Source organism: Roseateles sp. P5_D6 (assembly GCF_054049415.1).
In genome coordinates, this window is the sequence record NZ_JBFUMK010000033.1 from 25,041 (window position 1) to 48,873 (window position 23,833).

Here is a 23,833-nt window from a genome sequence, read left to right on the forward strand (position 1 = left end):
CTCGTGATCGACCTCGTCTGCGCCACCCGCTGCACGCCCGATGAGTTCTGGGGCAAGTCCGCCCTGGGCCTGTCGCTGCGCCGCATGGCCCATGACGACCGCCTGCTGCCGCGCGTCTATTTCGAGAACAGCCGCGGCCTGCCCATCCTCTACAACGAGCGCATCGCTGCCGCCGACGCGGCGCCGGTGCTGGCCTTCATCCACGACGACGTCTGGCTGGACGACTACTTCTTCTACGAGCATGTGATGGCGGCCCTGCACGCCTTCGATGTCATCGGCGTCGCCGGCAACAAGCGCCGCGCGCCGATGCAGCCGTCCTGGGCCTTCCCGACCACCAAGTTCGAATGGGACGACCGCGCCAACCTCAGTGGCATCGTCTCCCACGGTACCGGCCCCTTCGGCCAGATCTCGGCCTTCGGGCCTGTGCCGGCGGAATGCGAACTGCTGGATGGCGTGCTGCTTGCCGCCAGGCGCGACACGCTGCGTGCCAGGCAGGTGGGCTTTGACGAGCGCTTTGACTTCCACTTCTACGACATGGACTTCTGCCGCAGCGCCCGCACCGCCGGCCTGCGCCTGGCCACCTGGCCGATCGCCATCACCCACCAGAGCGAGGGTGGCTTCGGCTCGAACGGCTGGATCGAGAACTACAAGAAGTACATCGGCAAGTGGGGCGAGTAGGCCCGCTCAGGCTTCGAGAGAGATCTCTCGACAGCCCGTGCCCCTGAGTCTGCGCGGCGAGCAGCCGAATTCGCGACGGAAGGCCTTGTTGAAATTTGACAGGTCGGCCCAGCCGGTGTCGTAGGCCACATCCGTCACCGGCCGGCGGGTGTCGCGCAGCAGGCTCAACGCATGCATCAGCCTCGTGCGCATCAGGTACTGGTGCGGCGTCACGCCGATGGACTGGCGAAACACGCGCAGCAGATGGAAAGGGCTGAGGCCGGCGACCTGGGCCACCTCATCAAGGGTCAGCGCCTCGGCGCTGCGTGTCTCGATGCAATGCGCTGCCGCGCGGGCACGCTCATCCTGTCGTGGCAAGGCGGCCGGGGCTTCGCCATCGATCAGGGCGCGATGCACCTGCGACACGATGGCCAGGGTGGCTTCCTCCAGCGCGAAACCCTCGTCGCCGCCGGTGCCCAGCCCCTGGAAGAGGGCGGCGACCCGCGGCAGCGGCGGCAGGCAGGCCCGTGAGAAGCGATTCGCCGCCTTGGCGACACCGAGGGCGCCCAGCGTTTGCTCGAGCAGGTCTGGCGACAGTGACAGCACCGTGCAGTCGTCACCCGAGCCATCACTGTCCTCGTGCGAGCAGGCATAGCCCTCGCCGACATTGCCCAGCATCAACCAGCCGGCGTTGAGCAGGGCGCCACCGGCCCGCGTGCGATAGGTGAACTGGCCGCGGTCCACCAGCGTGATCGAGAAGGCCGGATGCTCCTCGTCGACCGCCCGCTCGCCCCGGCCGGCGCGGCACTGGCAATGCATCAGCCGCAGCCCGGCACCGCGCTGCAGCGGGCGGTAGCGGCGCTCGGCCTCGGCCGGGGAGTGCGGGGGCAGGGACATCGGCGCATCGTAGGAGGGCGGATGTGCAGAAGCTGTCAGCAGGCATCGCAGTTTTTGCCAAGTTTTCTGCGGCGGCCTTCCCTAGGCTGCGTGCCATGAAAAACCTCCTCACCCTCCTCTCTCGCTCCGTCTGGCTGGCCGCACTCGCCACGGCACCCGCCTTCGCCGCCGACCACCTCGACACGCCCACCGTCATCGCCGACCCGGCTGCGGACATTGGCGATCTCTTCGCCTGGACCTCGGCTGACGGCAAGCGGCTCAATCTCGTCATGGACATCGTCGGCAAACGCTTTTCCGACCAGGTCCAGTATGTTTTCCACGTCGACAGCGGCCAGGCCCTGGGCCGCACCTCGGCCACCACCCGCCTGGTCTGCCAGTTCGACGCCGCGGGCGCCGCCAGTTGCTGGGCCGGCCGCGCCGATCGCCTGCAGGGCGACGTCAGCAGCCCACAGGGCCTGGCAGGTCGGGGCGGGCGCTTTCGCGTCTTCGCCGGCCTGCGCGACGACCCCTACTTCAACAACGTGCGCGGCACGCGCAGCGCCTTGAATGCCGCTGGTGCTGCCATCCAGGCTGGCCAGGCACCGCAGGACGCCAGCGGCTTTCGCCGCTTCGATGCCGAGACGCTCAAACGCCTTCCCCAGCTCTGGGGCCAAACTCAGGGCGGCCCGGCGCGCAACTTCCTGGCGGGGTGGACGACCTCGGCCATCGTTGTCTCGGTTGACCTCGACCTCGTCAAAACCGGCGGCCCGCTGCTGGCCGTGTGGGGCCGCAGCGAGCGCCGCCAGCTCGCGCCGGCCAATGAACCACCGCCGCCCGGCGCACCCATCGACCGCATGGGCCGCGCGCTGACCGGCAACGCCCTGCTGGCCACCGTCGGCGAGGAAGACATCGCCAACCTGCTGAAGGAGGCCTACAACCGCGCCGACCCCGCCGGCTGGCCAGGCTTTGCCACCGAGATCGGCCGCAACCTGGCGCTGTATGACAGCTTCGATGGCGTGGCCGGCAACCAGTGGCTGGCCGATGCGCAGGACGCGACGCCCGGTCGCTACAAGCGCTTGGCCGAGCTGCTGGCCGACGACCGCCTCTGGGTCGACAGCCGGCAGACGCGCTGCCTGCATTACCTCGCCGTCGAGCGCAGCGCCTTGGGGGCGCCGCCACTGGCGGACTGCGGTGGTCGCACGCCGCTGCAGAACGTCAATGCCGTGTTCCGCTCGCTGCTGATCCGCGGCACGCCAGATGTCGCCGACGACGGTGTCACGCAGGACGACCACGAGCACTCCACCACAGCTTTCCCCTTCCTGTCCGCGCCATGAACCGCAACACGCTTGTCGCCCTGGCCATTGCCGTTCTCTCAGGGTGCGCCGCGCCGCCAGCCACCACCACCCTGGGCAGCATCGCGCTGATCAATCTTGACGACCAGCTGCGGCGCCAAGCCGACGATCCAGCAGCGCTCGACCTGTGGCTGCTGCGCCTGCAGTTCCTGGCGGACTACCGTGTGCTGGACCGCGCCGCCGATTTGACCGAGGTGAGGGCCGGCAGTGCCGCAGACCACCTGCAGCGGGCCCGGGCCCGCATGGCCGCCCACCGCTTTGCCGACGCGCAAGCGGACCTCGACGCCGCTGGCGCCACGCCTGCCCAGCGTGCTGCGTTGCTGGTGGCCACTGGCCGTGCCGCAGAAGCCTTACCCGCGTTGCACGCTGAGGCCGAGCGCCGGCCGGGCTTTCCCAGCCACTGCGCGCTGGCCCGCGGCGTGGCCGCCGTCGGTCGCCTGGAGGACGCCGACCGGCTTTATGCCCGGGCCCTGCGCGAGCTGGACACCACCTTGCCCTTTCCGGCCGCCGCCGTTGCCTTCGCTCGCGGCCTGATGTGGGCCGAGCAGGGCGGCGACCCGGCGCGGGGTGCGGCCTTCTACGCCGAGGCCCTGCGGCTGCTGCCCGACTACGCGGCGGCCGGCATCCACCTCGCCGAGATCGAGCTGGCGCGCGGCAATGAGGCCGCGGCAGAGGCCCGGCTGCTGCATGTCGTCATTCACACCGATGAGCCCGAGGCCATGGCACTGCTGGGAGCGCTGCATGCGCGCCAGGGCGAGGTGGCACGCGGCCAGGACGAGATCGATGGGGCGCGCCGCCGTTTTGAGGCTCTGCTGGCCCGCCATCCAACCGCCTTCGCCGACCATGCGGCCGAGTTCTACCTCGGCGCGGGCCGCGACCCGCAGCGCGCCTGGATCTGGGCCCAGGCCAATCTGCGCGAACGCCCGACGCGGCGCGCCTACGAGCTGGCCATCCGCGCGGCCGAAGCGACGGGGCGTGTGGGCGAGGCGCTTGCCCTGCGTCAGCAAATGGACGCGCGTCACGCACCGCGGGCCGCCTAGGCTCGAATGTCAACGAAGGAATTTACATGCTCAGGCTCTACGGCTTTTCCAAGGTCAATGCCGGCGCGCGAGGCCACACCCGCGACCTGCGTGTGCTCTGGGCACTCGAAGAGATGCAACTGCCCTTCGAGATCGCCGGCATGGACCACCCGGCACATGACCTGAACACCGATGCCTATCGCCGGCTCAGCCCCTTCGAGCAGATCCCCGCCATAGACGACGACGGCCTGGTGCTGTCGGAATCTGCCGCCATCCTTGTCCACCTGGCAAAGAAGTCAGGCCGGCTGATCCCCGGTGATCGCGCTGGTGAGGCCCAGATGCTGCGCTGGTGTTTTGCGGCGATGAACACGGTCGAGATGCCGCTGCTCGCCCTGATGGTGCTCGACTGGACGGCGGACGGCAGCTGCGGCAAGCACCGCGAGTTCCTGATGGGCTGGGTGCACCGGGTGTTGACGAGCCTCGAACGCTGGCTCGCCGGCCGCGAGTTCGTCGCGACCGAGGCATTCACCATCGCCGACATCCTGATGGCGCATGTGCTCGTTTCGGGCATCAAGGACCAGGCATTGATGGCACCCTATGCGGGCCTCGCGGCCTATCGGGACCGCTGCCTGGCCCGGCCCGCCTGGAAGCGGACCCAGGAAGCCTACTTCGCGCGGGTTGAGGCGGGGTAGAACCGCCGCCGGCAGCGCTTGGGACCCGGCAACCTCGCTTGCGCCGGCATGATGGCTGACACTCCGCTTGAACCCGCTCGCCCAGGCGTGCGGCTCGGCCTCAACGCCACATATCAACCAGAGACACCCACTTGCGCCTCCAGTCCGTGCCCCTCCATGCCCGTGCCATTGCACTCACCGCGTCCATGCTGGCAAGCAGCGCCCTGGCGCAAACGCCCGCGGCGCATGGCACCACGCAGAAGAACGACCCCTTCGTCGCCCAGGCCGAAGCTGCCTATGTGAACCATTTGGCGGCCGAAAAGGCGGGTGACGTGGCTCTCTACAAGCAGACCCGGGCCGAGGGCGCCATCGATGAGACGGTGGCCAACCTGCGCCAGCGCGGGGCCTCCGAAAAGGACTTGTCCGCCGCCCTGAAGCGCGGGGCGCCGTACTCCACGTCGCTGGACGGCTACCGCTTCCTCAAGGCCGACGGCGTGGGTGGCGCGGGGCGGCTGTTCTATCGCAAGGATTGGAAGAACGGCGACATGGAGATGGTGGACTTCCTGGGCTACGTCACCCGCTGGGAGGACGGTCGCTGGAAGGTGGACTGCGTCATCAACGCCACCGGTACCAAGCTGGGCATGGGCTCGGCCGGCAAACTGCAGGAGCGCACGGTGGACGAGGTGACCGAGCATCGGTGCCTGGCGTTGAAGTGAGGCGGGGTCAGTCGGTGGCACTTCCGCTCCTGGCCGGTCCGTGAGTTGACGTCGCCGCCCGGAAGCCGCCTGTCGTAGCGCGGGAGAGAATCGCAGTCTGGACTGCCCCTGGTCGGCTGGACAGCCAATCCCTATCCACAGCTGTGCCGTCAGACCGCTCATGACCGACGCTCAATACACGATCTTGCCGCAGTGGCCCAACGCTTATCCGGCCAGCGGCGCCAGCGCCACCCTGAAACTCCTCAACGAGGATTTCATCGTGACCGAACTGCCGCTGCAGCAGCCCTGCGGTGAGGGCGAACACATCTGGCTGGACATCGAAAAGAACGGTGCCAACACCGCCTTCGTCGCCCAGCAGCTGGCCGAGGCCGCTGGCGTTCAAGAAAGGGATGTGGGCTATGCCGGCCTCAAGGACCGCTACGCCATCACCCGTCAGTGGTTCAGCATCTACTTGCCGAAGGGTGAGACGCCCGACCTGACCCTGCTTCAGCACCCGGAATTCAAAGTGCTGAGTCAGAGCCGCCACGTGAAAAAGCTGCGCCGCGGTGATCTGCAGGGCAACCGATTCCGCATCGTGCTGCGTGACGTGACCGGCGACCGCGACGCCATTGAGGCCAATCTCAAGGCCGTTGCGTCACATGGCGCGCCCAACTACTTCGGCGCTCAGCGTTTCGGCCATGACGGCGGCAACGTCGAACAGGGCCGGGCCATGCTGGCGCGGGAAATCCGCGTGCGCAACCCGAAGAAGAAGGGCATCTACCTGTCGGCGGTGCGCTCCTTCGTCTTCAATGAAGCGCTGGCGCTGCGAATTCAGCAGGGACTCTGGGGCAAGACCCTGCCCGGTGACGTGATGGACGAGGCGGGCCGGCCCACCGGACCGCTCTGGGGACGGGGCCGCGTGATCACCACCGATCAAGCGCAGGCCCTGGAAAACGGCGTGGCTGAACGTCACGCCACCTTGTGCGACGGCATGGAACACGCCGGTCTGGATCAGGAGCGCCGCGCCCTGGTGGCCAGGCCGGTGGATATGTCATGGGAATGGCTGCAAGCCAACCAACTGGTGCTCACGTTCTCTTTGCCCGCCGGGAATTACGCCACTTCCGTTCTGAACGAAATCCTCCGCACCACGGAGCCTGACCGGCACACAGAGAACGAGTCTGCGGCTGTCGAATGACGGTGTCCTCACCTCGGGTTGAAGGGTACAGACCCTGTTCCTGGCACACCATTTCCCGTCCGGCCGCTTTCCCGTCGGTGCGTGTTCACACCTGATGCGGCAGGTGGCCCCCGCGGCGACCTGTCTCCAACCTTCAGGGCACCAGGGCGGTCGTGACATTCACCAGCGCTGGCAGCAGTCGCTCGACGGCCCTGGATGGCAAACCTCAGGTTCCTGGATATGATTTTCATCGTCTTCGGGGCACTCACAGCGAGTTCGACCGCGCACGGTCAGCACCCCGACCCCGGTCGAACACCTACCGCCACCCTTCCACAGCGGGGGACCGACCGCTGCGCCTCAACCATGATTCCGTGATGTTCATGCCAGCCCATCCACCATGACCGATGTCACCACGGGCCTGACCGTCGCGCCGATGCTGGACGCCGTGCCCCCGGCGCTGCGCGTGACGGGCATCGACTGGCTGAGTGGTTTGCGCGACAGCGGCCTGCGGCGTGGCGATCAGATCATTGCGGTGGACGGTGTGGCGCTGCGCCTCCCTTCGACGCCTGAAGAGGCGCGGCGCGAGGCTCCCCGCCTGATCGGCGGCTACCAGGAAAGCCAGCGCTGGGCGGATGCGGGAAAAGACGAGGGCGCGAGCGTCACGCTGACGCTGCGTCGGCGCGCCACGCCCGGCCGGGGTTGGCTCACAGTGCAGGCGACGGGCACGCTGCAGGGGCCGGCGCAGGCGCGCAGCGCAGACAACCGCATCCTGATCGGCCCCGGCGGGCCGCCCGAGATGTTCGAGAACGATGGCTTCGATTCCAGCTGGCGCGAATGGGCCGGGAAGTTCGCCGCCATGTCTGCTGCCGTGCTCGATGACCCGCTGTACGCATTGGCCCAGACCTCGCAGTTCCTGCGGCGCCAACTGCAGGATCAGCAGCCGCGCGTGCAACTGCTGGCCGCGAAATACCCGAGCCCCTTCGCCCGCGCCGTCGTGCAGGATTTCGAAGCGATGCGCTTGCGCCTGCAGGGGCCTGACGTCGTGCTGCCAGCCGATGCGCTGGCCTACCGCGAGGTGGGTGAACAGCGCGCCGAAGCGATACGCCAGCAGGCTGAAGCCGAATGGGCCGCCTTGCAGGCCGAACTCGCTGATCGCCTGATCGTCCCGCTCTTTCCTGCCGTGCACCCCATACACGGTGACCGCGCCGGTGTGATCGGCCGCTACGCATTGCTGCCCCCGCTGCGCAACCGCGATTGGGTCGGTGAGGCGGGGCGAACCTGGTTTGTCGCCGGCAACGCGCGTGACGGCTTCTACTTCGCCGACGCAGAGGGGCCGCAGGCAGTCCAGATGCTGGACGCGCTGGCCCGCTACCGCCGTCTGGTGATGCCGAACATCGACGAATGCTACGAACTCATCGGCCAGGTGCAGGAGCGGCCGGGGCAACTGGTGGTCGGCGAGCGGGCTTACTTCGGTTTGTCGCTCCAGCCGGTTGCGGCCTTGATCGGCGGCGCGATGTTCGTCGATCTGCGCCAGCAGGACGGCGGTGTGGCCGGCGGCGTGGCGCGCTTTGCCGGCGAGCAGGCGCTGCACGACCATGGCGCCGCGGCGCCGCCCGACAACGCCGAGCCCGAGGTGGTGATGCAGGCGATGGTGGCCGCGCTCAAGGCCGCTGATCAGGATCTGTGGATCTCGCTCTTTGCCACCTGGTCCGTGGAATCGCTGCCGGATGGACGGGTTCTGTTCCGGGCCAACGCCGTGGAGCAGCCGGCGCGTTATTTCGAGGAAGCGCGCAGGCGCATCATGGAGCGCGTCTTCGACATGCGGCCGGTCTGGCTTGATGATGTCCGCGTCGTCATCCCGGGTGACCAGTACCCCGGCCAGCAACGACTTGAGGAGGTCATCGTCGAGATGCAGCACATCGGCCTGTTTGATGGCCAAGCCGAAGGCGCGCCACGGGTTTACCGCGCCTTCAGTGACGTCACGGTGAACCGCTGGTGGCGGCTGCAACGCATCGGCATGCCAGGGGCGCTCGGGCCGTGGCGCATCACCAGCCTGCAACCGATCTGACGGGAGCAGGGCATGCCATCTTTCGACGGACGCCGCCGCGAACTTCGTGCGGCGCTGGCCACGCTGCAGTCCACGCTGGATATCACCGAATCGACCCGCATCGCCGGCGTGATCGAGGACTACCTCAATGCGCGGGACGCCGTGCTGACGATGGTGCTGGTCTTCCTCGAAGACGACAGCGCCGAGCCGCTGGCGCCGGAGTACGCCTCCAAGTTCCGGGACACGACGCGGGCGGCGCAGGACAAGCTGGACAACATGCTCTCCGGTGTCTCCACCCCCAGCGAGGCGGCCGTGCGCTTTCGGGAACAGGTGGAATTCGAGGAGATGGCGTTCTGGGGCTTGATCGGCAAGCTGAAACTGGCGGAATCGCGCGATGCGCTGGTCGACAACGGCAGCAAGGTCTGGGGCTTGATTTCCTCGCTCGACAAGAAATGGCAGAACCTCTGTGAAGAGGATCTGCGGGTCGAAGAAGCCGAGCAGAAGGCGGCGCAGGACTTGAAGGACCTGCTGGAGCGGGCGCTGGCGACGGCGATGCCGGCCTACGTGCAGATGGGCACGGCCGTGCTGGCGCTGAAGGACGCGTGGAAGGCCTTCGGCAAGACCATCACCGACCACGTGACGGAGACGCTCATCAATGCCGGTGCGCCACGCAAGGTGGTCGAGGCGCTGATGAAGGTGGCGTCCTGGGCCAACGACATGGCGACCTTCGCCGAGATCGGGCAGATGTGCGGCATAGCGACCGAGGCCGTGCTGGACGTGCTGAACAAGCTGCGCTCGATGAACGTCGGTGGGTTGGTGCAATACCGGCTGGGCCTGGCCGTGGACAGCGGCTTGAAGAATGTGCTCAGCGCGATCGACCTGTTCCGCGACCCGATCCGCAACCTCGTGGAGGTGGGCTATTACTCGCGTCTGGCGGTGTGGAAGGCCGCACTGGACAACGAAGGCGTGATCATCGTCGCCTACGGCGGTATCCGGCAGCAGGTTGATGAGTTCCTCAAGGCGTGCAACCTGGATGGCACCCGCGCCACGCATGCTGCGGTTGTTGCGGACATGGACCGGGTGGCATCCGGCCTGCGCACGGACGGGCAGAAGAGCGACTGGTCTGAGGTGCAGCGCGGGCTGAAAGACATCTTCGACCGTAAGCGCGCCGGTACCGAGAAGGCATTCGAAGATTTCTTCCGTGCCAACGACGGTCGTTTCATGGGTGGTCTCAGCACGGATACGGAGCGCGCCCTCCTCGAGCCCGACAAGTGGCTGGTGACGACCAACGGTGTAATAGCCGTAGGGCTGGACACCAAACTGCGTGAATGGCGGCAGAACGTGACGGTGTTGCAGGGTGGCCCGAGGGAAGCTTTCGATTCAATCCAGGACGCCTTTCTCGGACTTCCCCTTGACGTGCGCGACAAGGTGAAGGGCAGCGTCAACGACTATGTGACAAAGCAGATGAACACGCTGAACACCGAAGCCGAGAAGACGCTGGCATTGCTGGACAAATGCGAGCTGATGGTGAATGCGCGCAAGATCAGCGACGACCTGGACCGTGCCAGGCTTTCTCAGGCGCTCAGGGCGACTATCAGGTAGGCGTCGGCGAGCGACGCGGCAAGGCAGGCCGCGAAAGCCCCGTCTAGCGAGACAAGGTTGGTGAGGCCCGCTATGGGGGAGGGCATTTCGGTGAACTGACCGACGGCACTGGACTCGCCGAACCGCGATGCCCTCCGTTCAGACCTCGAACGCCTCCGCATACGTCAGCCTCTCCTCCACCACCAGCTTGCGCCAGGTCGCGTTGCGCGGGTCGGGGACGGTCTTGTCGGTGTAGAAGCGCTCGAACTCGCGCAGCAGCACGCGGTAGCGCCAGCCGCTGGCCAGGGTCGGCAGGGACCCTGTGTGGGACCAGATGGGAGGATCGAAGAGCGGGCCGATCGGGCCAATGGGACCAATCGGTCCGATTGGTCCAACAGGGCCGACGACGACGTCCCTCACCAGGCCGGGGACGGGCTTGAGCTGCTCCAGGCGGTCGAAACGCAGCGTCTCGCCGCCGCGGGTGGTACGCACGACGGTTTCGGCGGCGCGCTTGGGGGCCGGGGCCTCCAGGGCCTTCATGGCCAGGGAGCGCGACGCGGCGTCGCCGCCGACAAGCTGGCCGCCCAGCACCTGCACGTCCTGCCAGCCGATGTCGCCATCGAAGTCGAGGGACTGGCGCTGCAGCACGGCCTCCATGCGGTTGCGCCCGTCTTCGAGGTGGGTGCCGGTGAAGTCGGAGATGACCGAGGCATTGGCGAGCGGGGACTCGGCCTGGCCACCGGTGTTGAGCCGGCGCATCGGCCCGCGCTTGGCGGCCGAACCGTAGACGTCGAGCTGCACAGTGTTGCGCTCGCGCTTGATGATCGCGACGCGGCGCGGCAGCACCTGGGCGAAGTCGCACAGCACCGTACGGGAGACCTTGGCCTCGGCCAGGGCATGGGGCTGGAAGCGCACCAGTGACAGCCGCACGAAGGGCATGTAGCTGAAGCCGGTGTTGAGCTCGATGTCGCAGTACCAGAGCTTGCGCTGCTTGTCGAAGTAGACGCGGTGGCCCGCGACGGTGGCCGGCTGGCCGTCCTCCAGCAACAGCACCTGCTCGGTGCGCACGGCCGCGCCGAAGGCATCGGCGTTGGCCATGTCACCGGCGTTTGCCGAATCCCACAGCGGGTCGCGCCCCCACTGGGTCAGGTAGGGGATGCGCTCGGCGGGCAGGTCGGCGAATTTGCCGTCGTTGGGTTGCAGCACCACGCCCAGCAGCTCGCCGTTGCCGGACGAGAACCAGGGCCGCTCGAGATACACGCGCAGGCCGTTGCCCAGCCGGGTGCTGCGGTCGCGCACGCTGCGGTCCCAGCGGAAGGTGGGCACGACGTAGAGCACCTGGGGGATGTCGGGTGGGCTGGTCGAGCGGATGACGGTGCCGACCGTGCCGCCGGTGCTCACGTCGGCGATGGGCGCGCCGGCATCCTTGGCCTCGCCCAACAGGGCGTGGGCCTGGATCTGCACGCGGTCGGTCTCGACCACTGGGCCGTCGCGCGTGATGCGCTGGCGCTCGGTGAACAGGGGCGGCGGGAGGTATTCGCGAAAGCGCGTGGTGGCGCGCAGGTGGTAGCGCACGAAGCGGAACTTGGTGTCGCCGAACTCGTGGCGGTTGCCCGGCACGGCGGGATGCTTGGCCAGGTCGGCCGGCAGCAGCTGGCCGCCCACCGGCGTGAAGGCCGTCTGCTCGGCCACCGCCTGCTCCAGCGTGAAGCGGTTGCCGTGCATCTCGCCGAGGCGGATCTCGCTCAGCACGGCCTCGTGAGGCACGCGCTTGGGGCCGGGGTCGGCCGGGTCGTCGGCCAGGGGGTCGTCGACCCACTCGTCCCACTCGCCGACGATCTCGAACTTGCCGGTGCTCGGGCCATGCAGGCGCACGGTGCGGGCCAGCAGGTCGGCGTGCTGCCAGCCGGCCTGGCGGTCCACGCTGGCTTTCTCGACGCGCGGCTCGCACACCGGTTGCTGGGTGGCATGCACGAAGACGAGGTCGCGCCAGGGCGTGAGCATCCAGTTGACGCCGGCCAGGGCCTGGGCCTGCAGCCGCTGCACGCCCGCCGTGCTGGGCTGCCAGTACGGCAGCGCGAGGTGGCGCACCAGTTCGTCATGCACGAAGCTCGCGTAGCGCAGCCGGGCGATGTGGCCCTTGGGCAGGAAGACGCGCAGGAGGCCCTTGTTGAAGTCCCACTTGGGCGCGTCGGGCACGGTGAAGTCGTCGCCGCAGGGCGGCGTGGCCACCTCGCCGGGCTGCTCGTGCAACTGCAGGCGCAGGCTGCGGGTGTCGTCGGGCCAGGTCTTGGCCAGGGCGCCATTGGCCGGGTCGCGGTCGAAGTCCAGCAGCAGGATGAGGCGGTCCTTGTGGTCGTCCAGGAACACCGCGCGGGCGCCCTTGTCGAGCACATAGCCGTGCAGCCCCGGTGCCAGCAGCACCAAAGGCTTGCCGACGATCCAGGCTCTCAGCCCGGGCACGCCTTCGATGGCGACGCCGCCGCTGGCCGGGTCGGGCAGGTAGGGCACGGGCACGATGGCCTCGCGGTGCACCAGGTACTGGCCCGCCGCGAAGCGGTCCTTGGTGTCGTCAGCCTGCTCGGGCGGCGCTATTGCGCCGCCCTGCACGGTGGCCGCCAGGGCGGCCTTGGCGGGCGTCACGAGCTCGATGGTGGCACCCGGCACGGGGTGCAGCAGGCTGCCGTTCTCGCGTGCCGCGACCGCGTAGCCGGCCTTGATGCGCGCTGGTGTGGCGCCGCTGGCACTGCCTATTGCCGAGTCGAACATGCCATGCAGCTCGCACTGCTGCTGCGAGCTCTTGGGCGGCACGATGTGGCGGTCGCTGCTGTTGCCGTACTCGAAATCGGGGTTGTCGTAGAAGGTGGACAGTTCCCCCTGGATCTGCGCGACGTAGCCCGCGGCATCCTTGTTGTAGTTGGTGCGCAGCACCTGGCGCTCCAGCGACTCGCCTTCGCTGACCTTGGCCGTCAGCACCAGGGCCGGCGGGTCCACCGGCTCGAAGCGACCGTAGGCCAGCGGCTCGCTGGCCTGCTCGTCGGCGCCCGGCTCGTCCAGCGCGAGGCTGTTGCCAGCCAGGTCCACCAGGCGGGCCCGCATGCGATAGCGGCGGCCGAAGCGCAGCCGCGGCAGGCTCCCCTTCACGGGCACAACAGCCACGGCCATGCCGTTGCCGCGCGTGGCCGTGTCGGTGGGCGTGTCCACGACCTCCTCGGTCTGCAGGTGCGTGCCGGGTGTCGTCACGCTGCGTAGCGTGCGCCCCGGGCGCGGCGCTGCCAGGCTCCAGCCAGTCCAGCGGAACAGGGTCTCGTGCAGGTACTGGTCGTCCGGCGCCCCGGGCGAGGCGGTGGCGGATGCACCCTTCACATGGCCTTCGTCGGCCGGCAGGTCGACGGCGCGCTCGGGCAGCGCACCGCGGGCCAGCGCGCGAAAAGCGCCCTGGCGCTGCACCAGGCTGCGCCACTTGGGGTCGGCCGCGTCCCAGGCGTCGATGCGGTAGCCGCGCAGCACGTCCTCGGCGAACAGCGTCACCGCGGCCGCGGCCGCGCCGCCGGCCTTGATGGCGGCGTTGTTGAGCGCCGCAGTGGCGGCATTGATGCCCACACTGCCCGCGCGGCCGTGGCGTGACACGCCGATGCCGCCGGAGCGCAGGTTGGCCACCGGCTGGCGGTCACCGGTGGTGTAGGTGACGGCGCCGTGGGCGCCCATCTCCAGGTGCTTGGCGACGAGGTTCTGCGCCGTCAGCAGGAAGTTGACGGTCTTCAGCGACGCGCCGTCGGGGTCGACCTGATAGATGTCGAAGGGGCTACGCGCCTGCAGGTAGTTGTCGTTGGCGCCGACGAGGCGCAGCAGGCCGTCGGCATGATCAGCCGTGCGCTCGCGCACGACGAAGCGCTTGCGCGTGGCCGTGAAGGCCGTCCACGGGCGCTGGCTGTCGCCGATGGTTCCGCTGACGATGCGCAGCTGCATGAAGCCCGCGGCGGCCGATGCACCGGCCGCGGTGACGAGGGCGTCGAGCAGGTCGTTCTTCTCCAGCACGAAGTCGATCACCAACCCCAGGCGGCGCATCAGGTGGGGGTGGTCGCCATAGCTGGCGATGCGCTGGTGGAAGTCGTAGTCCGGCTCGACCGGCGAGGCCTCCACGCCCGTGAAGCCGGGGCGGCGCATGGCCTTCTGCGCGGCGGTCGGCACGCGGCGGTTGTAGAAGCGGTCGCTCTGCCACAGCGCGTACTCGCCCGGGCCGCTGAACTGCTCCATCAGCACGGCGCGCTTCTCGCGGTCGGCCGGGTCGGTGGCGATACTGCCGTTGCGGATGAGGGCCGGGTCTTCCCACTGTGGCGGCAGCGCACGCAGGCGGAAGGTGGTGTTGCCGCCCTTTTGCCCCGGCAGGCGTGCAGGGGCCGGGATGCAGCTGTTGGCGTTGAAGACGCTGCCGTCGATGGCGCGGTCATGGGCCCGTGAATTGCCGCGCAGCGCATGGAAGCGCCCGAAGCCGGGGAAGGGGACCTCAATGGTGCGATTGCCGAAGTCCTGCTTCAGCGTGCGCGTGCCGAGGTCGGTGAGCAGGCCCTTCAGCGCCGGATCGGCCGCGCGCCAGGGCAGCAGCACGGGGTGGTCGCCATCGCCCGCCGTCTGTGCGAGCTGGGTGTAGTGCTGGCGCAGCAGGCCCAGCACGCTGCGCACCGGGTAGGAGCGCAGGTTCTTGGCCGAGATGTCCATGAAGGCGAAAGGCGCCACCGGCAGGTCGGCCGGGAAGAGCTGCTTCCACAACGCGCTGTCGGGCTTGAGCTCGGGCGCCGCGACAAAGGGCTGCAGCGGCACGGCGCCGTTGGGCAGCACCAGTTCCAGTTTCAGCCCAGCCGCCGTGCTGGGCCAGTCGGCCCAGGGCTGCCAGGCGGGGTTGCCCAGCAGGCGCTCCGCCGTGCTGCCGGGCTCCAGCCGGGGCGAGATGACGACGGAGACGCACCAGCGTCCGCCGCGTTGGCCGTTGGGAAGCGCCGTCCAAAGAAGCGTTTGTTTTGCCATGTTGTCGCTCCTTCAGGCGAAGGCCTCGCAGTAGTCACGCCAGCCGTAGCGCGTGCTGTCGTCGATGGCGGCCAGCTCGGCGGCCAGCGCCAGCGTCGGGTCGGCCGACAGGCCCAGCAACTGCCGCAGCGTCGGGTCGCCGTTGCTGCCGGCGAACTTCTTCTCGCAGCTGATCGTCACGCTGCCCGAGAAGATGAACACCTCGATCTCGATGGTCAGCGTCGCCTTGCCCACCGCCTTGCCGGTCTCGAACTCGTAGCGCAGTTCGAGGTAGAGCTCCAGCGACGCGGTGATCAGGCCCAGCACGTCCACATGGCCTTCGAGGCGGAAGTAGCCGGTCAGGCTCGCCGCATCGGCCTCCATGCGGAAGTAGATGCCGGCCATGACCGACACGCCGCCGGAGGCCACACCAAAGTCGATGCTGATGGCGGCGCCGAACTCGAAGGCCGCCTCCAGGATCTGCACGCCCTTGGGGTCCAGCGTGATGCCGAAGAAGCCGCCGCCGCCGAAGACGTAGACCGTCAGGTGGAAGGGCTGCTCGCGGGTGCAGAAGTTGAAGCGCACCGACAGCGGCTGGCCGATGAAGGGCACCGTGAAGCCCGCGCCCAGGCTCACGTTGCTGAGGTTGAGCACGCCGCAGGTGATGGCCGGCAGGGAGACGTCGAAGCCCGCATCGATGCCCTGGGCCGTGATGTCCAGGTAGGGCGGGTCGGAGAAGCCATCGAGCGGGATCAGGTCGCGCAGCGTCTCGACGAAGGACAGCGGGCCGACGAACTTGATGCCCGACAGCATCACGTCGACGTTCATCTTGGCGCTGCTGTCGACGCTGAACTCGATCTTCTCGAAGTTCAGCTCGATGAAGCTGGCCGGCGCGATGAGGACGAGGTCGAAATGGTGCAGGCCGCACAGCACCTGGATCTTCGGCGCGCCGCCGCTCTTCTTCATGCGCGCCTCGACGGCGACGATGAAGGCATGCTTGTCGTGTACGACAAAGAGCGGCGAAGCCGGATCGAAGCCCCAGCTCTTGATCTCGGGCTTCCAGTCGAAGCGCACGACGAGTTCCTCGCCGAGCAGGTTCTCCAGCATCTGCAGCAAGGGGCCCACCGCGCCCAGGGCGTCTTCCACCACGCCCAGGATGTCGAGCAGGGTCTTGCGCGGCGGCCCTTCGAGCAGCGGGAAGGCCGCGACGTCGCCCTTCACTGCGCCGAGCGCGTTCTTGACGGCCTCCACCTTGGGTGCGAGCTCGGCCGGCTTGGTGATCAGCTCGCCCAGGGACTGGCCGGCGGCCGGGTTGTCCAGCAGGTTCTTCAGCGCGTCGAACAGGGTCTTGCCATGGCCGACGAGGCCGGCGATGAGCTTGATGGAGTCCAGCACCGTGAGGGCCTGGGCCACCACGGCGTTGACCTGCTGGCGAAAGCCCGCGGGGATGACCGTCGAGGCCTGGACGGTGTTCTTCAGGTCGACCAGCTTGGCGCGCAGCGCGCCATTGCCCTGCGGTGCGTCGAGGGCGTCCGCGAGGTTGATGCCGGCCAGCGGGTTGGCGGCGTCCAGGCTCTTGCTGCCCAGGTTGTCGAGCTGGGCCTTGACGCTGTCCAGCGTGGCGAGCAGCGTGTTGACCTTGGTGGTGATGGGCGCGAGCTGCGCCGCACCGAAGGCGGCCGCCTGCTGCAGCAGGTCGTTGATCGTGCCCTTGACGACCTCGAGCGCGGCGCTGCCCAGCGTGCCGGGCTGGGAGGCCAGGCTGCTGATGAACTGGTACAGCCGCATCAGGTCGTTGAAGAAGGCCTCGACCTTGGTGCCGGCCTCCGACGCGAACTTGGGCGCCTTTTCGAGGTTGCTGGCGAGCTGATCGATCTCCTTGATGACGGCCCCGAGCGGGATGCAGCCGAACAGCAGCGGCAACGGCAGGTCGCCCACGCCGCCGGCGGGGAAGAAGTTGTCGGGCAGCACCTTGCCGCCGACCACGTCGGCTACGTTGCCGGCCGCCGGCCCGAGCGAGCGCGACAGCGACGACGGGCTCAGGTTCGGCATCACGAAGCCGCCGCTGCGGTCGCCCTGCTTGGAGAAGTCCAGCCGCCCCATGCCGGCGCGCTCCACGACCTCGGCGAACACCTCGCCCTTGTTGACCCCCGGGTCGAAGCCGCTTTGCAGATAGGTCGTGTTCCAGCGCAGGCGGTTGAAACCGTCGGAGCCGGTGAGCTGGGCCATTGCGCCAATGCGCGCCTTCAGCCGCGACACGCGCGGGTAGAACATGGGCTTGAGCAGGTCCGGCGTGAAGGCCTTGAAGGCCTTGAACGAGGTGCTCGTGGCGACCGTGGACGGCACATGGGCGTCGAAGGTGAGATGAGCCACCTCCACGGCCGTATCGCCGGGCTTGCTGCTCAGCGCGAGCGTGACGCGCTGGCGCTTGAGCTGGGCGGTGGCGCGCTCGGTGCCCTGCGGGTCGTCCACCGCATCGGCGATCTGGAACTTGCGCCAGCCCGCGAGCGCGCGGTTGGCCGTGTCCGCCGCGCCGCCGGTTCCTGAATGCTTGGGCACGAGCTTGTTGCCGACCTTGTCGCGGGGGCTGGCCATGGTGTTGGACATGAAGATCAGCGGCAGCTCGAACTGCACCTCGCGCCCGTCCAGGTCGGTGCCTGCCATGCGGAAGGGGAAGGGCGTCGGCGAGTCGCCCGGGCCCGTGGCGGGCCAGAAGAGCAACTGGCCCAGGCCCGGCTCGACCTGGGTCTTGATGGGCTGCGCGAGATCGGGCGTCACCGTCGTCAGCATGCGCACCGAGGTGAAGGGCAGCTCGTGCTCGACGGTGGCGTCCCCGGCGCCGAAGGGGCGCAACGTGGACGCGTCGTCGTAGTGCTTGATCTTCTCGCGCACGATCATGAACATGCGCTGGCGCAGGTAGGCCGGGTTGCCCGGCAGCTTGTGGAACTTGCGCTCGCTGACCTTGATGAGCACCGCGCGGTGGCCGAAGGGGAAGAGCACGCCGCGGTAGACGACGCGCACATAGTGGTCGCGGCCCTGCGTGGCCTGGTGCACCCAGCTTTCGACGTCCAGCCCCGGCGGCTCCCAGTCGCCGCGGCTGTCGAGCCAGGCGCCCTGGCTGGACAGCATCAGGAGCCGCGTGTCGATGGGCTGGGGCTCGTAGTTCGTCATCGAGAAGTTCGACGACAGGTGGGTGATCTGGTAGCGGTCGTAGTCCGACAGCGCCGTTTCGCTGGTGACGAAGGGGTTGCCCGCATCGGGCCCCGGCAGCTCCGTGAAACCGGACGGGAAGGCCGCCTGCATCGCCTTCTGGCCCCAGCCGGTGGTGGCCCAGACGGCGCGCACCGTGCGCCCCGCGTCGGGCGCCGGCGAGTCCACACCTGCGGGGCCGAGCAGCCGCGTGTGCCACAGCTCGGTGTGGCCGGAGTAAGGCGACGTGGCCGCCTTGGTGGCGTGCCGCCAATGCTCGCCGTCGTGCGGCGAGATGATCAGCCGCCAGGGCAGTTCGATCGCCGTCTGGGTGCTGGTGGGCAGCGCGGGTTTGGGCAGCACGCGCCTGACCGGCGGGACCTCCACGATCACCGCGTCGGGCAGCGTGGCCTGGCTGCCGATCACGTCGCCCAGGCGCCGGCGCAGCGTCGCCTGGGCGGCTTCGCCGCCGCGGCGGGCGATCTGTGTCTGGCGCAGGCTGAAGGCGTTGAGTGCCGGCCCGGTGAGGCCGACCATGGCTTGCACCGGCAGGAGGGTGGTCGCCGTGATGCTGGTCGCCTTGGCTTTGGTCTTGGTGGTCACCACCACCCCTGCGGCCCGCTGCCAGCGCGGCCACAGTTCCAGCACGCGGCGCTGCGCCGGGCGCGGCAGCGCGCCGGGTGGCACGCGCATGTCCAGCGTGCGGATGGCGCCCAGCAATCCATCCAGCGTGTAGGGGCATTCGAAGCCGGCGGGCCACTCGAACACGATGCGCGACTCGTTGGCCGCGCGGGCGCGGATGGGCGGCGGATCGACGTCGTTGTCCGGCACCACCGCCGAGGGCGCGGGCTTGCCGTCGAGCGGCGGCGGCATGTCCGGCGCGCCGGTGCCCGGAGCCTGCTGCTCGAAGAACACCTCCTCGGCGATCGACTGCGGCGGATGGTGGACGACCAGCGAGGCGACGCCGCTGCCGCTCTTGGCAAGCACGGGCGGTTTGCTGCCCGGCTTGCGGGCGACGTTGACGAGCTCGATGCGCAGCGCGACGAGGTCGTCAGGCCGCACCACCGCATCGCCGGGGCGGCTGCCGCTGAACAGGTTGCCGACGTACTCGATGGCGTGGGGGATGGGCCCCGGCGTGATGATGACCGGCGGCGGAATCGGGCCGACCACGATGGGCGGCGCGACCGGGCCGACCACGACCTCGCCGATCCTGGCCGCCGCACGGGGCCCGATGGCACGGCCCTTCACCGGCTTCGTGACCGGCTTCCTGGCCTGCTTCTTCGCCTGCTTCTCTGCCATGGCAGCGCTCCAGCGACCGCGCAATGCCGCGGCGCGGCGCGACTATAGGACCGGGCTTTCCAAGCCGTACCCCTAGAACCACTCCACCGGCAACGCCAGCCCCACGCCCTTGAGCAGCCCCGCCCGGGCAGCCTTCAGCTCAGCCGTCGGTGCCGGCCAGCGCCGGTAGACGTGAAGGAAATCCAGCACCACCGTGGTGTTGTTGGACGCCTCCTGCTGGCCGCGGCGGGCGCCAGGGTTCACATAGTCCTTGTGCATGACGGCGCCACCGCCCGCAACGTGCACGGGCATTGCGCGCGAGCAGACACCCAGCAGCCAGTCCCAGTCTTCCTGCGAGGCGAGATGGGCGTCGAAGCTCAGCCCTTGCAGCAGGCTGCGGCGGTAGGCCAGGCAGTGCAGGGGGATGAAGTTCTTGACCCACAGCGTGTTGACGTCGGCCCCCGCCAGCGGCGTGGTCTGGCGGCCGAGCTCGGGGATGCCCGGCTGCTGGCGGTCCTCGGTGACGACGGTGATGTCGGTGAACAGGACTTGCGCATCCGGGCGCTCGCAGTGCGGCTTCAGCGTGGCCAGATGCTGGGGCTCGAAGGTGTCGTCGTCGTCCAGGAAGATGACCCATTCGCCGCGCGCCAGGGCCAGGCCCTGGTTGCGGCTCTCGGCGGGGCCGTTGGCGCCGGTGCGCTTGAGGAAGCTGTCGGCCGGGCCCAGATCGCGGGCGACGACGGCGGCGGTCTCGGCGTCCAGCGCATCGGCGACCAGCAGGATCTCGAAGTCCGCGCAGGTCTGGGCCCGCAGCGAGGCAATCGCCCGCGCCAGCGTGGCCGGCCGGTTGTGCGTGGCCATGACGATCGAGAAGAAGGGCTGCATCGCGATGCGTCAGGCCTTGCGCCGGGCGATGGCCAGCAGCGAGATGTTGTTGAAGAACCAGATGCCCTGCAGGTCCAGCGTCGTGTACTTGTGGATGACGTTGGCCAGGGTGTAGGGCGTGTACCAGCAGTTGTGGTCGGGGTGCACGACCTCGACGAAGGTCTCGGCCTCGGTCTGGTAGTCGAAGTGCCGCGCGAAGCAGCTGTAGGCGTCGGGCACCGTGATGACGTATTCCTTGGCGCCGACGCGGTCCAGTTGCTCGAGGAAGCCCTTCACGTCGGGCACATGCTCCAGCACCTCGGGCACCAGCACGAGGTCATAGGGGTCCTTGATGTCGTCCCAGGACGAGAACAGCCGGCCCTTCAGGTGCGGCAGCATGTGCGGGAAGGCCTCGTCGTGGATGTCGAAGCCGTCGAGCTGGCAGACCTTGTCGAGCTGCAGGTGCAGCGAGCGGTTCAGGTCGGTGATGGGCCAGTCGACACAGCCCACGTGCAGCACGCGCTTGCCGCGGCACATCTCCTGCAGCACCGCCACGCGCGGATGGCCCATCAGGTTGCGGCTGACCGGAATGCGGTGCACGAAATAGGGCGAGTGGGCGCGCTCCAGCGCCGACACCGGCGGCAGGCCCTCGGGCTGGCACAGGGCCGGCTTGGGGCCGCGGTCCGTGTCGGTGGAAATCGTCGTCTCGCTCATGCCAGGCTCCGTGTATGCAGCTCGTCGTAGTTCTTGCGTGTGCTGCCCCATTCCTGGTCGGCGAAGACCGGGCCCTTGCCGCTGTAGCGGATGCCGGAGTAGTGCTGCGGGATGAAGAAGTGGCTGGGCCAGATCGTCAAGTTGATGTAGTTGTAGCGGCGGTGCGCCTCAGTCAGGAACAGCGGGCCGACACTTTGCCAGGCCATGCGGTCGATGACGGTCGCCTTTTCCTTCACGTCCAGGATGAGCTGGCGGAAGAAGGGGTTCTGCGGTTCGGAGGCAACATAGCCCGCGGCGATCAGGCCGGGGCGGATGATCTCGTTCTCCCAGCAGGCGCAGGCCTCGCAGTCGAACAGCCAGGGCTCCAGCGGGCGGCGGCAGATGCTGTCGGCATCGACGACGAAGCCGCCTTCGCGGAACAGGATCTCCCAGCGCATGATGTCGGCCACGCCGTTGAGCTCGCGGCCGGACATGGCGCGGATGTGGTCGGCGTTGTACCAGCCGTAAGACATCAGGTCGGCGTTGCCCCAGACCTTGAGCTGCCAGTCGGGGTTGTGAACCCGCCAGGTGTCTATGCAGTTGTCCGGTCGCTTGGATTCGTCGCCCACCCAGATGATGTGCAGGGTCTTCGGGATCATGGTGCTCTCCTGAGCTTATCCGTTGCAGTATCCGACCGACGCCCGGCGTCGTGAGGGGGAAACTGAGGTCCATTCCTCGCCCTTTTGCCCCCTGGGCAAGCGCCGCGCCTCCCCTATGCTCGGCCCCAAGCATCATGACCCCACGGCTTTTCGTTGCCATCGGCAGCTCGCATCTTTTCGGCCTGATCGACCGCTATATCGGGCCGGTGTCGTCGGCCAAGTACCGCTCGGTCTGGTCGACCGGCGTGCCGTTCCGTGAGCCCATCGAGCTGGATGCCCCGCCTGGCTGGCGTGGCGAGCATGTGCTCTACAACACCCCCGTGGCCGGGCCGCCGCCCATGCTCAAGGACGGGGTGCTCTACATCCCGGACGTGCTGACCGGCGTGCTCGGCCACATCCCTCAAGAGGCCGAGGTCATCTTCTCGCTGCTGCGCGGCCAGGAGTTCGCGATCGCCGCCCTCGTCGACGACCCCTCGCATGCCGACTTCCTGGGCGACGACGGCCGGATGGAGCCGGGCCGGCGCTGGATGTCCCGCACCGATGCACTGGCCTGGGTGCGCCAGATCGCCGAGCCGCTGTGGACGACGCATCTGGCCCTGCGCCAGCAGTTCCCGCGCGCACGCATCGTGCATGTGCCGGCGCCGCCACCGGTGGAGTCGCATGAGCACATCACGGCCAATCCCGAAGCCTTCGGACAGCTGTTCGCCGTGCACGGCATCAAGCCCTTTGTGATGCGCCAGCGCATCTACCGGTTGATGTACGGCGACCTGAACCAGCGCCTGACGCAGATGGGCGTCGTGAGCCTGGCGCCGCCCGCCGGCGCGCTGACCGAGAACGGCGGCCTGAAGGCCGAATTCGCGCGCGGCTGCCTGCATGGCAACGAGCTCTACGCCGAGCTGCTGGCGCAACAGATTCGAGAGGTGCTGGCAAATGTCCCATCCGTATGAGGCGATGCCGGCCCAGGCCTTCTGGCGCAAGACCGTCAGCGCCCAGGCCTGGGGTCAGCTCGACTTCAAGCCAAGTACCAAGTTCAAGCTGACCCCGTCGCTGAAGATCGCGACGGCTGGTTCCTGCTTCGCCCAGCACATGGCCCGGCGGCTGGAGAGCTTCGGCCTCAGCCATTGGGTGGTGGAGCAGGCGCCCGCGGGCCTCACGCCCGAGCGGGCGCGTGAGCTGCAGTACGGCGTGTTCTCGGCCCGCTATGCCAATGTCTACACGGTGCGCCAGCTGCGCCAGCTCGTCGAATTCGCCTTCGGCCTGCGCGAGGGCGACCCGCCGGTGCTGACCGAAAAGGGCCGCATCTTCGACGCCCTGCGCCCGCGCGTCCAGGCTGGCGGCTATGACTCGCTGGCCGACCTGCGCGCCGACCGCGCCTGGCATCTGGCCCAGGTGCGGCGTCTTTTCAGCGAGTGCGATGTCTTCGTCTTCACGCTCGGCCTGACCGAGGCCTGGGTGGAGCAGGGCAGCGGTGTCGTCTTCCCGGTCTGCCCGGGCACGGCGGCGGGCGAGTTCGATGCCGAGCGGCATGGCTTCGTCAACTTCGAGTACCCGGAGATCCTGGCCGACCTGGAGTGGGTGCGCGAGTTCGTCGCCGGCGTGAACCCGGGCATGCGCTGGATCGTCACGGTGTCACCGGTGCCGCTGGTGGCCACGGCCACGGCGCATCCGGTCATCGTCGCGTCCAGCTATTCCAAGGCGGTGCTGCGCGCAGTCGCCGGGCGGTTTGCGGACGCGCATGACGAGGTCGACTATTTCCCCTCCTTCGAGATCATCTCGTCGGCCCAGAGCTTTGGGCAATACCTCGAAGGCGACCTGCGCGAGGTCTCGCCGCGCGGTGTCGACCATGTCATGCGCCAGTTCTCGGCCGCCTTTGTCGAAGCCGGCGAACGCGCTGCCGTGGCGGCACCCAGCCTGGCGGCCCAGGCCGCAGCGGCGGCTCAGGTCGAGTGCGAAGAGCTCCTGAACGACAGACCCTGAAGGGCTCACGTCTGTTTTCTGCACGGCCCTGCGGGGCCGTTTTCTTTGGCCCGTCATAAAAACAGGCCCTGGGATTGCTCCACAGGGCCTGCATGGG

The 23,833-nt window shown here is 68.5% G+C and carries 16 protein-coding genes; 10 read left to right on the forward strand and 6 right to left on the reverse strand.

Going from position 1 to position 23,833, the window contains the following annotated elements; all coding sequences use genetic code 11:
- The first annotated feature begins 3 nt into the window (after positions 1-3).
- On the forward strand, positions 4-678 hold the full coding sequence (locus ACXJKM_RS28490) for a glycosyltransferase (RefSeq protein WP_056196531.1): 675 nt from the start codon (positions 4-6) through the stop codon (positions 676-678).
- 6 nt (positions 679-684) lie between these two features.
- Here the strand turns inward: ACXJKM_RS28490 and ACXJKM_RS28495 are convergent, their stop codons facing one another.
- Positions 685-1,554, reverse strand: coding sequence for a helix-turn-helix transcriptional regulator (locus tag ACXJKM_RS28495; RefSeq protein WP_457356436.1), 870 nt, complete (start codon positions 1,552-1,554; stop codon positions 685-687).
- A gap of 95 nt (positions 1,555-1,649) precedes the next feature.
- Between ACXJKM_RS28495 and ACXJKM_RS28500 the strand changes: the two genes are divergently transcribed.
- The 7 genes from ACXJKM_RS28500 to ACXJKM_RS28530 all read left to right on the forward strand — a co-directional run bounded on the left by ACXJKM_RS28500 (position 1,650) and on the right by ACXJKM_RS28530 (position 10,093).
- Positions 1,650-2,867 carry a hypothetical protein gene (locus ACXJKM_RS28500; RefSeq protein WP_457324514.1) on the forward strand — a complete coding sequence of 406 codons (1,218 nt, stop codon included), beginning with the start codon at positions 1,650-1,652 and terminating at the stop codon, positions 2,865-2,867.
- Complete coding sequence (locus ACXJKM_RS28505; RefSeq protein ID WP_457356437.1) at positions 2,864-3,925, forward strand: hypothetical protein; 1,062 nt, start codon at positions 2,864-2,866, stop codon at positions 3,923-3,925. The genes ACXJKM_RS28500 and ACXJKM_RS28505 overlap by 4 nt, the downstream gene beginning before the upstream one ends.
- 26 nt (positions 3,926-3,951) lie before the next feature.
- On the forward strand, positions 3,952-4,596 hold the full coding sequence (locus ACXJKM_RS28510) for a glutathione S-transferase family protein (protein WP_457356438.1): 645 nt from the start codon (positions 3,952-3,954) through the stop codon (positions 4,594-4,596).
- 131 nt (positions 4,597-4,727) lie between these two features.
- Entirely contained in the window at positions 4,728-5,291 is a 564-nt protein-coding gene (locus ACXJKM_RS28515; RefSeq protein WP_457356439.1) for a hypothetical protein, read from the forward strand.
- A 160-nt stretch (positions 5,292-5,451) separates the two neighbouring features.
- The gene (gene truD, locus ACXJKM_RS28520; protein ID WP_457356440.1) at positions 5,452-6,465 is read left to right on the forward strand and encodes a tRNA pseudouridine(13) synthase TruD; all 1,014 of its coding nucleotides are present in this window, start codon (positions 5,452-5,454) and stop codon (positions 6,463-6,465) included.
- 376 nt (positions 6,466-6,841) lie between these two features.
- Positions 6,842-8,512 carry a hypothetical protein gene (locus ACXJKM_RS28525; protein ID WP_457356441.1) on the forward strand — a complete coding sequence of 557 codons (1,671 nt, stop codon included), beginning with the start codon at positions 6,842-6,844 and terminating at the stop codon, positions 8,510-8,512.
- 12 nt (positions 8,513-8,524) lie between these two features.
- Positions 8,525-10,093, forward strand: coding sequence for a hypothetical protein (locus ACXJKM_RS28530; RefSeq protein ID WP_457356442.1), 1,569 nt, complete (start codon positions 8,525-8,527; stop codon positions 10,091-10,093).
- 138 nt (positions 10,094-10,231) lie between these two features.
- Here the strand turns inward: ACXJKM_RS28530 and ACXJKM_RS28535 are convergent, their stop codons facing one another.
- The 5 genes from ACXJKM_RS28535 to ACXJKM_RS28555 form a co-directional block, all read right to left on the reverse strand.
- Complete coding sequence (locus ACXJKM_RS28535; RefSeq protein WP_457356443.1) at positions 10,232-15,097, reverse strand: hypothetical protein; 4,866 nt, start codon at positions 15,095-15,097, stop codon at positions 10,232-10,234.
- A 12-nt stretch (positions 15,098-15,109) separates the two neighbouring features.
- Positions 15,110-19,564, reverse strand: a complete 4,455-nt coding sequence (locus ACXJKM_RS28540; RefSeq protein ID WP_457356444.1) for a hypothetical protein — start codon at positions 19,562-19,564, stop codon at positions 15,110-15,112.
- 72 nt (positions 19,565-19,636) lie between these two features.
- Positions 19,637-20,428, reverse strand: coding sequence for a glycosyltransferase family 2 protein (locus tag ACXJKM_RS28545; protein ID WP_457356445.1), 792 nt, complete (start codon positions 20,426-20,428; stop codon positions 19,637-19,639).
- 9 nt (positions 20,429-20,437) lie between these two features.
- On the reverse strand, positions 20,438-21,121 hold the full coding sequence (locus ACXJKM_RS28550) for a methyltransferase domain-containing protein (RefSeq protein ID WP_056196555.1): 684 nt from the start codon (positions 21,119-21,121) through the stop codon (positions 20,438-20,440).
- Positions 21,118-21,759: a glycosyltransferase family 32 protein gene (locus ACXJKM_RS28555; protein WP_056196558.1), complete on the reverse strand. Its 642-nt coding sequence runs from the start codon at positions 21,757-21,759 to the stop codon at positions 21,118-21,120. The genes ACXJKM_RS28550 and ACXJKM_RS28555 overlap by 4 nt, the downstream gene beginning before the upstream one ends.
- 134 nt (positions 21,760-21,893) lie before the next feature.
- Here ACXJKM_RS28555 and ACXJKM_RS28560 point away from each other — a divergent pair, with 134 nt between their 5' ends.
- The gene (locus ACXJKM_RS28560) at positions 21,894-22,706 is read left to right on the forward strand and encodes a hypothetical protein (RefSeq protein WP_457356446.1); all 813 of its coding nucleotides are present in this window, start codon (positions 21,894-21,896) and stop codon (positions 22,704-22,706) included.
- Complete coding sequence (locus ACXJKM_RS28565) at positions 22,690-23,736, forward strand: GSCFA domain-containing protein (RefSeq protein ID WP_457356447.1); 1,047 nt, start codon at positions 22,690-22,692, stop codon at positions 23,734-23,736. The genes ACXJKM_RS28560 and ACXJKM_RS28565 overlap by 17 nt, the downstream gene beginning before the upstream one ends.
- Positions 23,737-23,833 lie beyond the last annotated feature (97 nt).

Coding starts and splice junctions, on each gene's coding strand:
- ACXJKM_RS28495 (WP_457356436.1), bottom strand. CDS start 1,554: ATGTCCCTGCCCCCGCACTCCCCGGCCGAGGCCGAGCGCCGCTACCGC.
- ACXJKM_RS28500 (WP_457324514.1), top strand. CDS start 1,650: ATGAAAAACCTCCTCACCCTCCTCTCTCGCTCCGTCTGGCTGGCCGCA.
- ACXJKM_RS28505 (WP_457356437.1), top strand. CDS start 2,864: ATGAACCGCAACACGCTTGTCGCCCTGGCCATTGCCGTTCTCTCAGGG.
- ACXJKM_RS28510 (WP_457356438.1), top strand. CDS start 3,952: ATGCTCAGGCTCTACGGCTTTTCCAAGGTCAATGCCGGCGCGCGAGGC.
- truD (WP_457356440.1), top strand. CDS start 5,452: ATGACCGACGCTCAATACACGATCTTGCCGCAGTGGCCCAACGCTTAT.
- ACXJKM_RS28525 (WP_457356441.1), top strand. CDS start 6,842: ATGACCGATGTCACCACGGGCCTGACCGTCGCGCCGATGCTGGACGCC.
- ACXJKM_RS28530 (WP_457356442.1), top strand. CDS start 8,525: ATGCCATCTTTCGACGGACGCCGCCGCGAACTTCGTGCGGCGCTGGCC.
- ACXJKM_RS28535 (WP_457356443.1), bottom strand. CDS start 15,097: ATGGCAAAACAAACGCTTCTTTGGACGGCGCTTCCCAACGGCCAACGC.
- ACXJKM_RS28540 (WP_457356444.1), bottom strand. CDS start 19,564: ATGGCAGAGAAGCAGGCGAAGAAGCAGGCCAGGAAGCCGGTCACGAAG.
- ACXJKM_RS28545 (WP_457356445.1), bottom strand. CDS start 20,428: ATGCAGCCCTTCTTCTCGATCGTCATGGCCACGCACAACCGGCCGGCC.
- ACXJKM_RS28550 (WP_056196555.1), bottom strand. CDS start 21,121: ATGAGCGAGACGACGATTTCCACCGACACGGACCGCGGCCCCAAGCCG.
- ACXJKM_RS28555 (WP_056196558.1), bottom strand. CDS start 21,759: ATGATCCCGAAGACCCTGCACATCATCTGGGTGGGCGACGAATCCAAG.
- ACXJKM_RS28560 (WP_457356446.1), top strand. CDS start 21,894: ATGACCCCACGGCTTTTCGTTGCCATCGGCAGCTCGCATCTTTTCGGC.
- ACXJKM_RS28565 (WP_457356447.1), top strand. CDS start 22,690: ATGTCCCATCCGTATGAGGCGATGCCGGCCCAGGCCTTCTGGCGCAAG.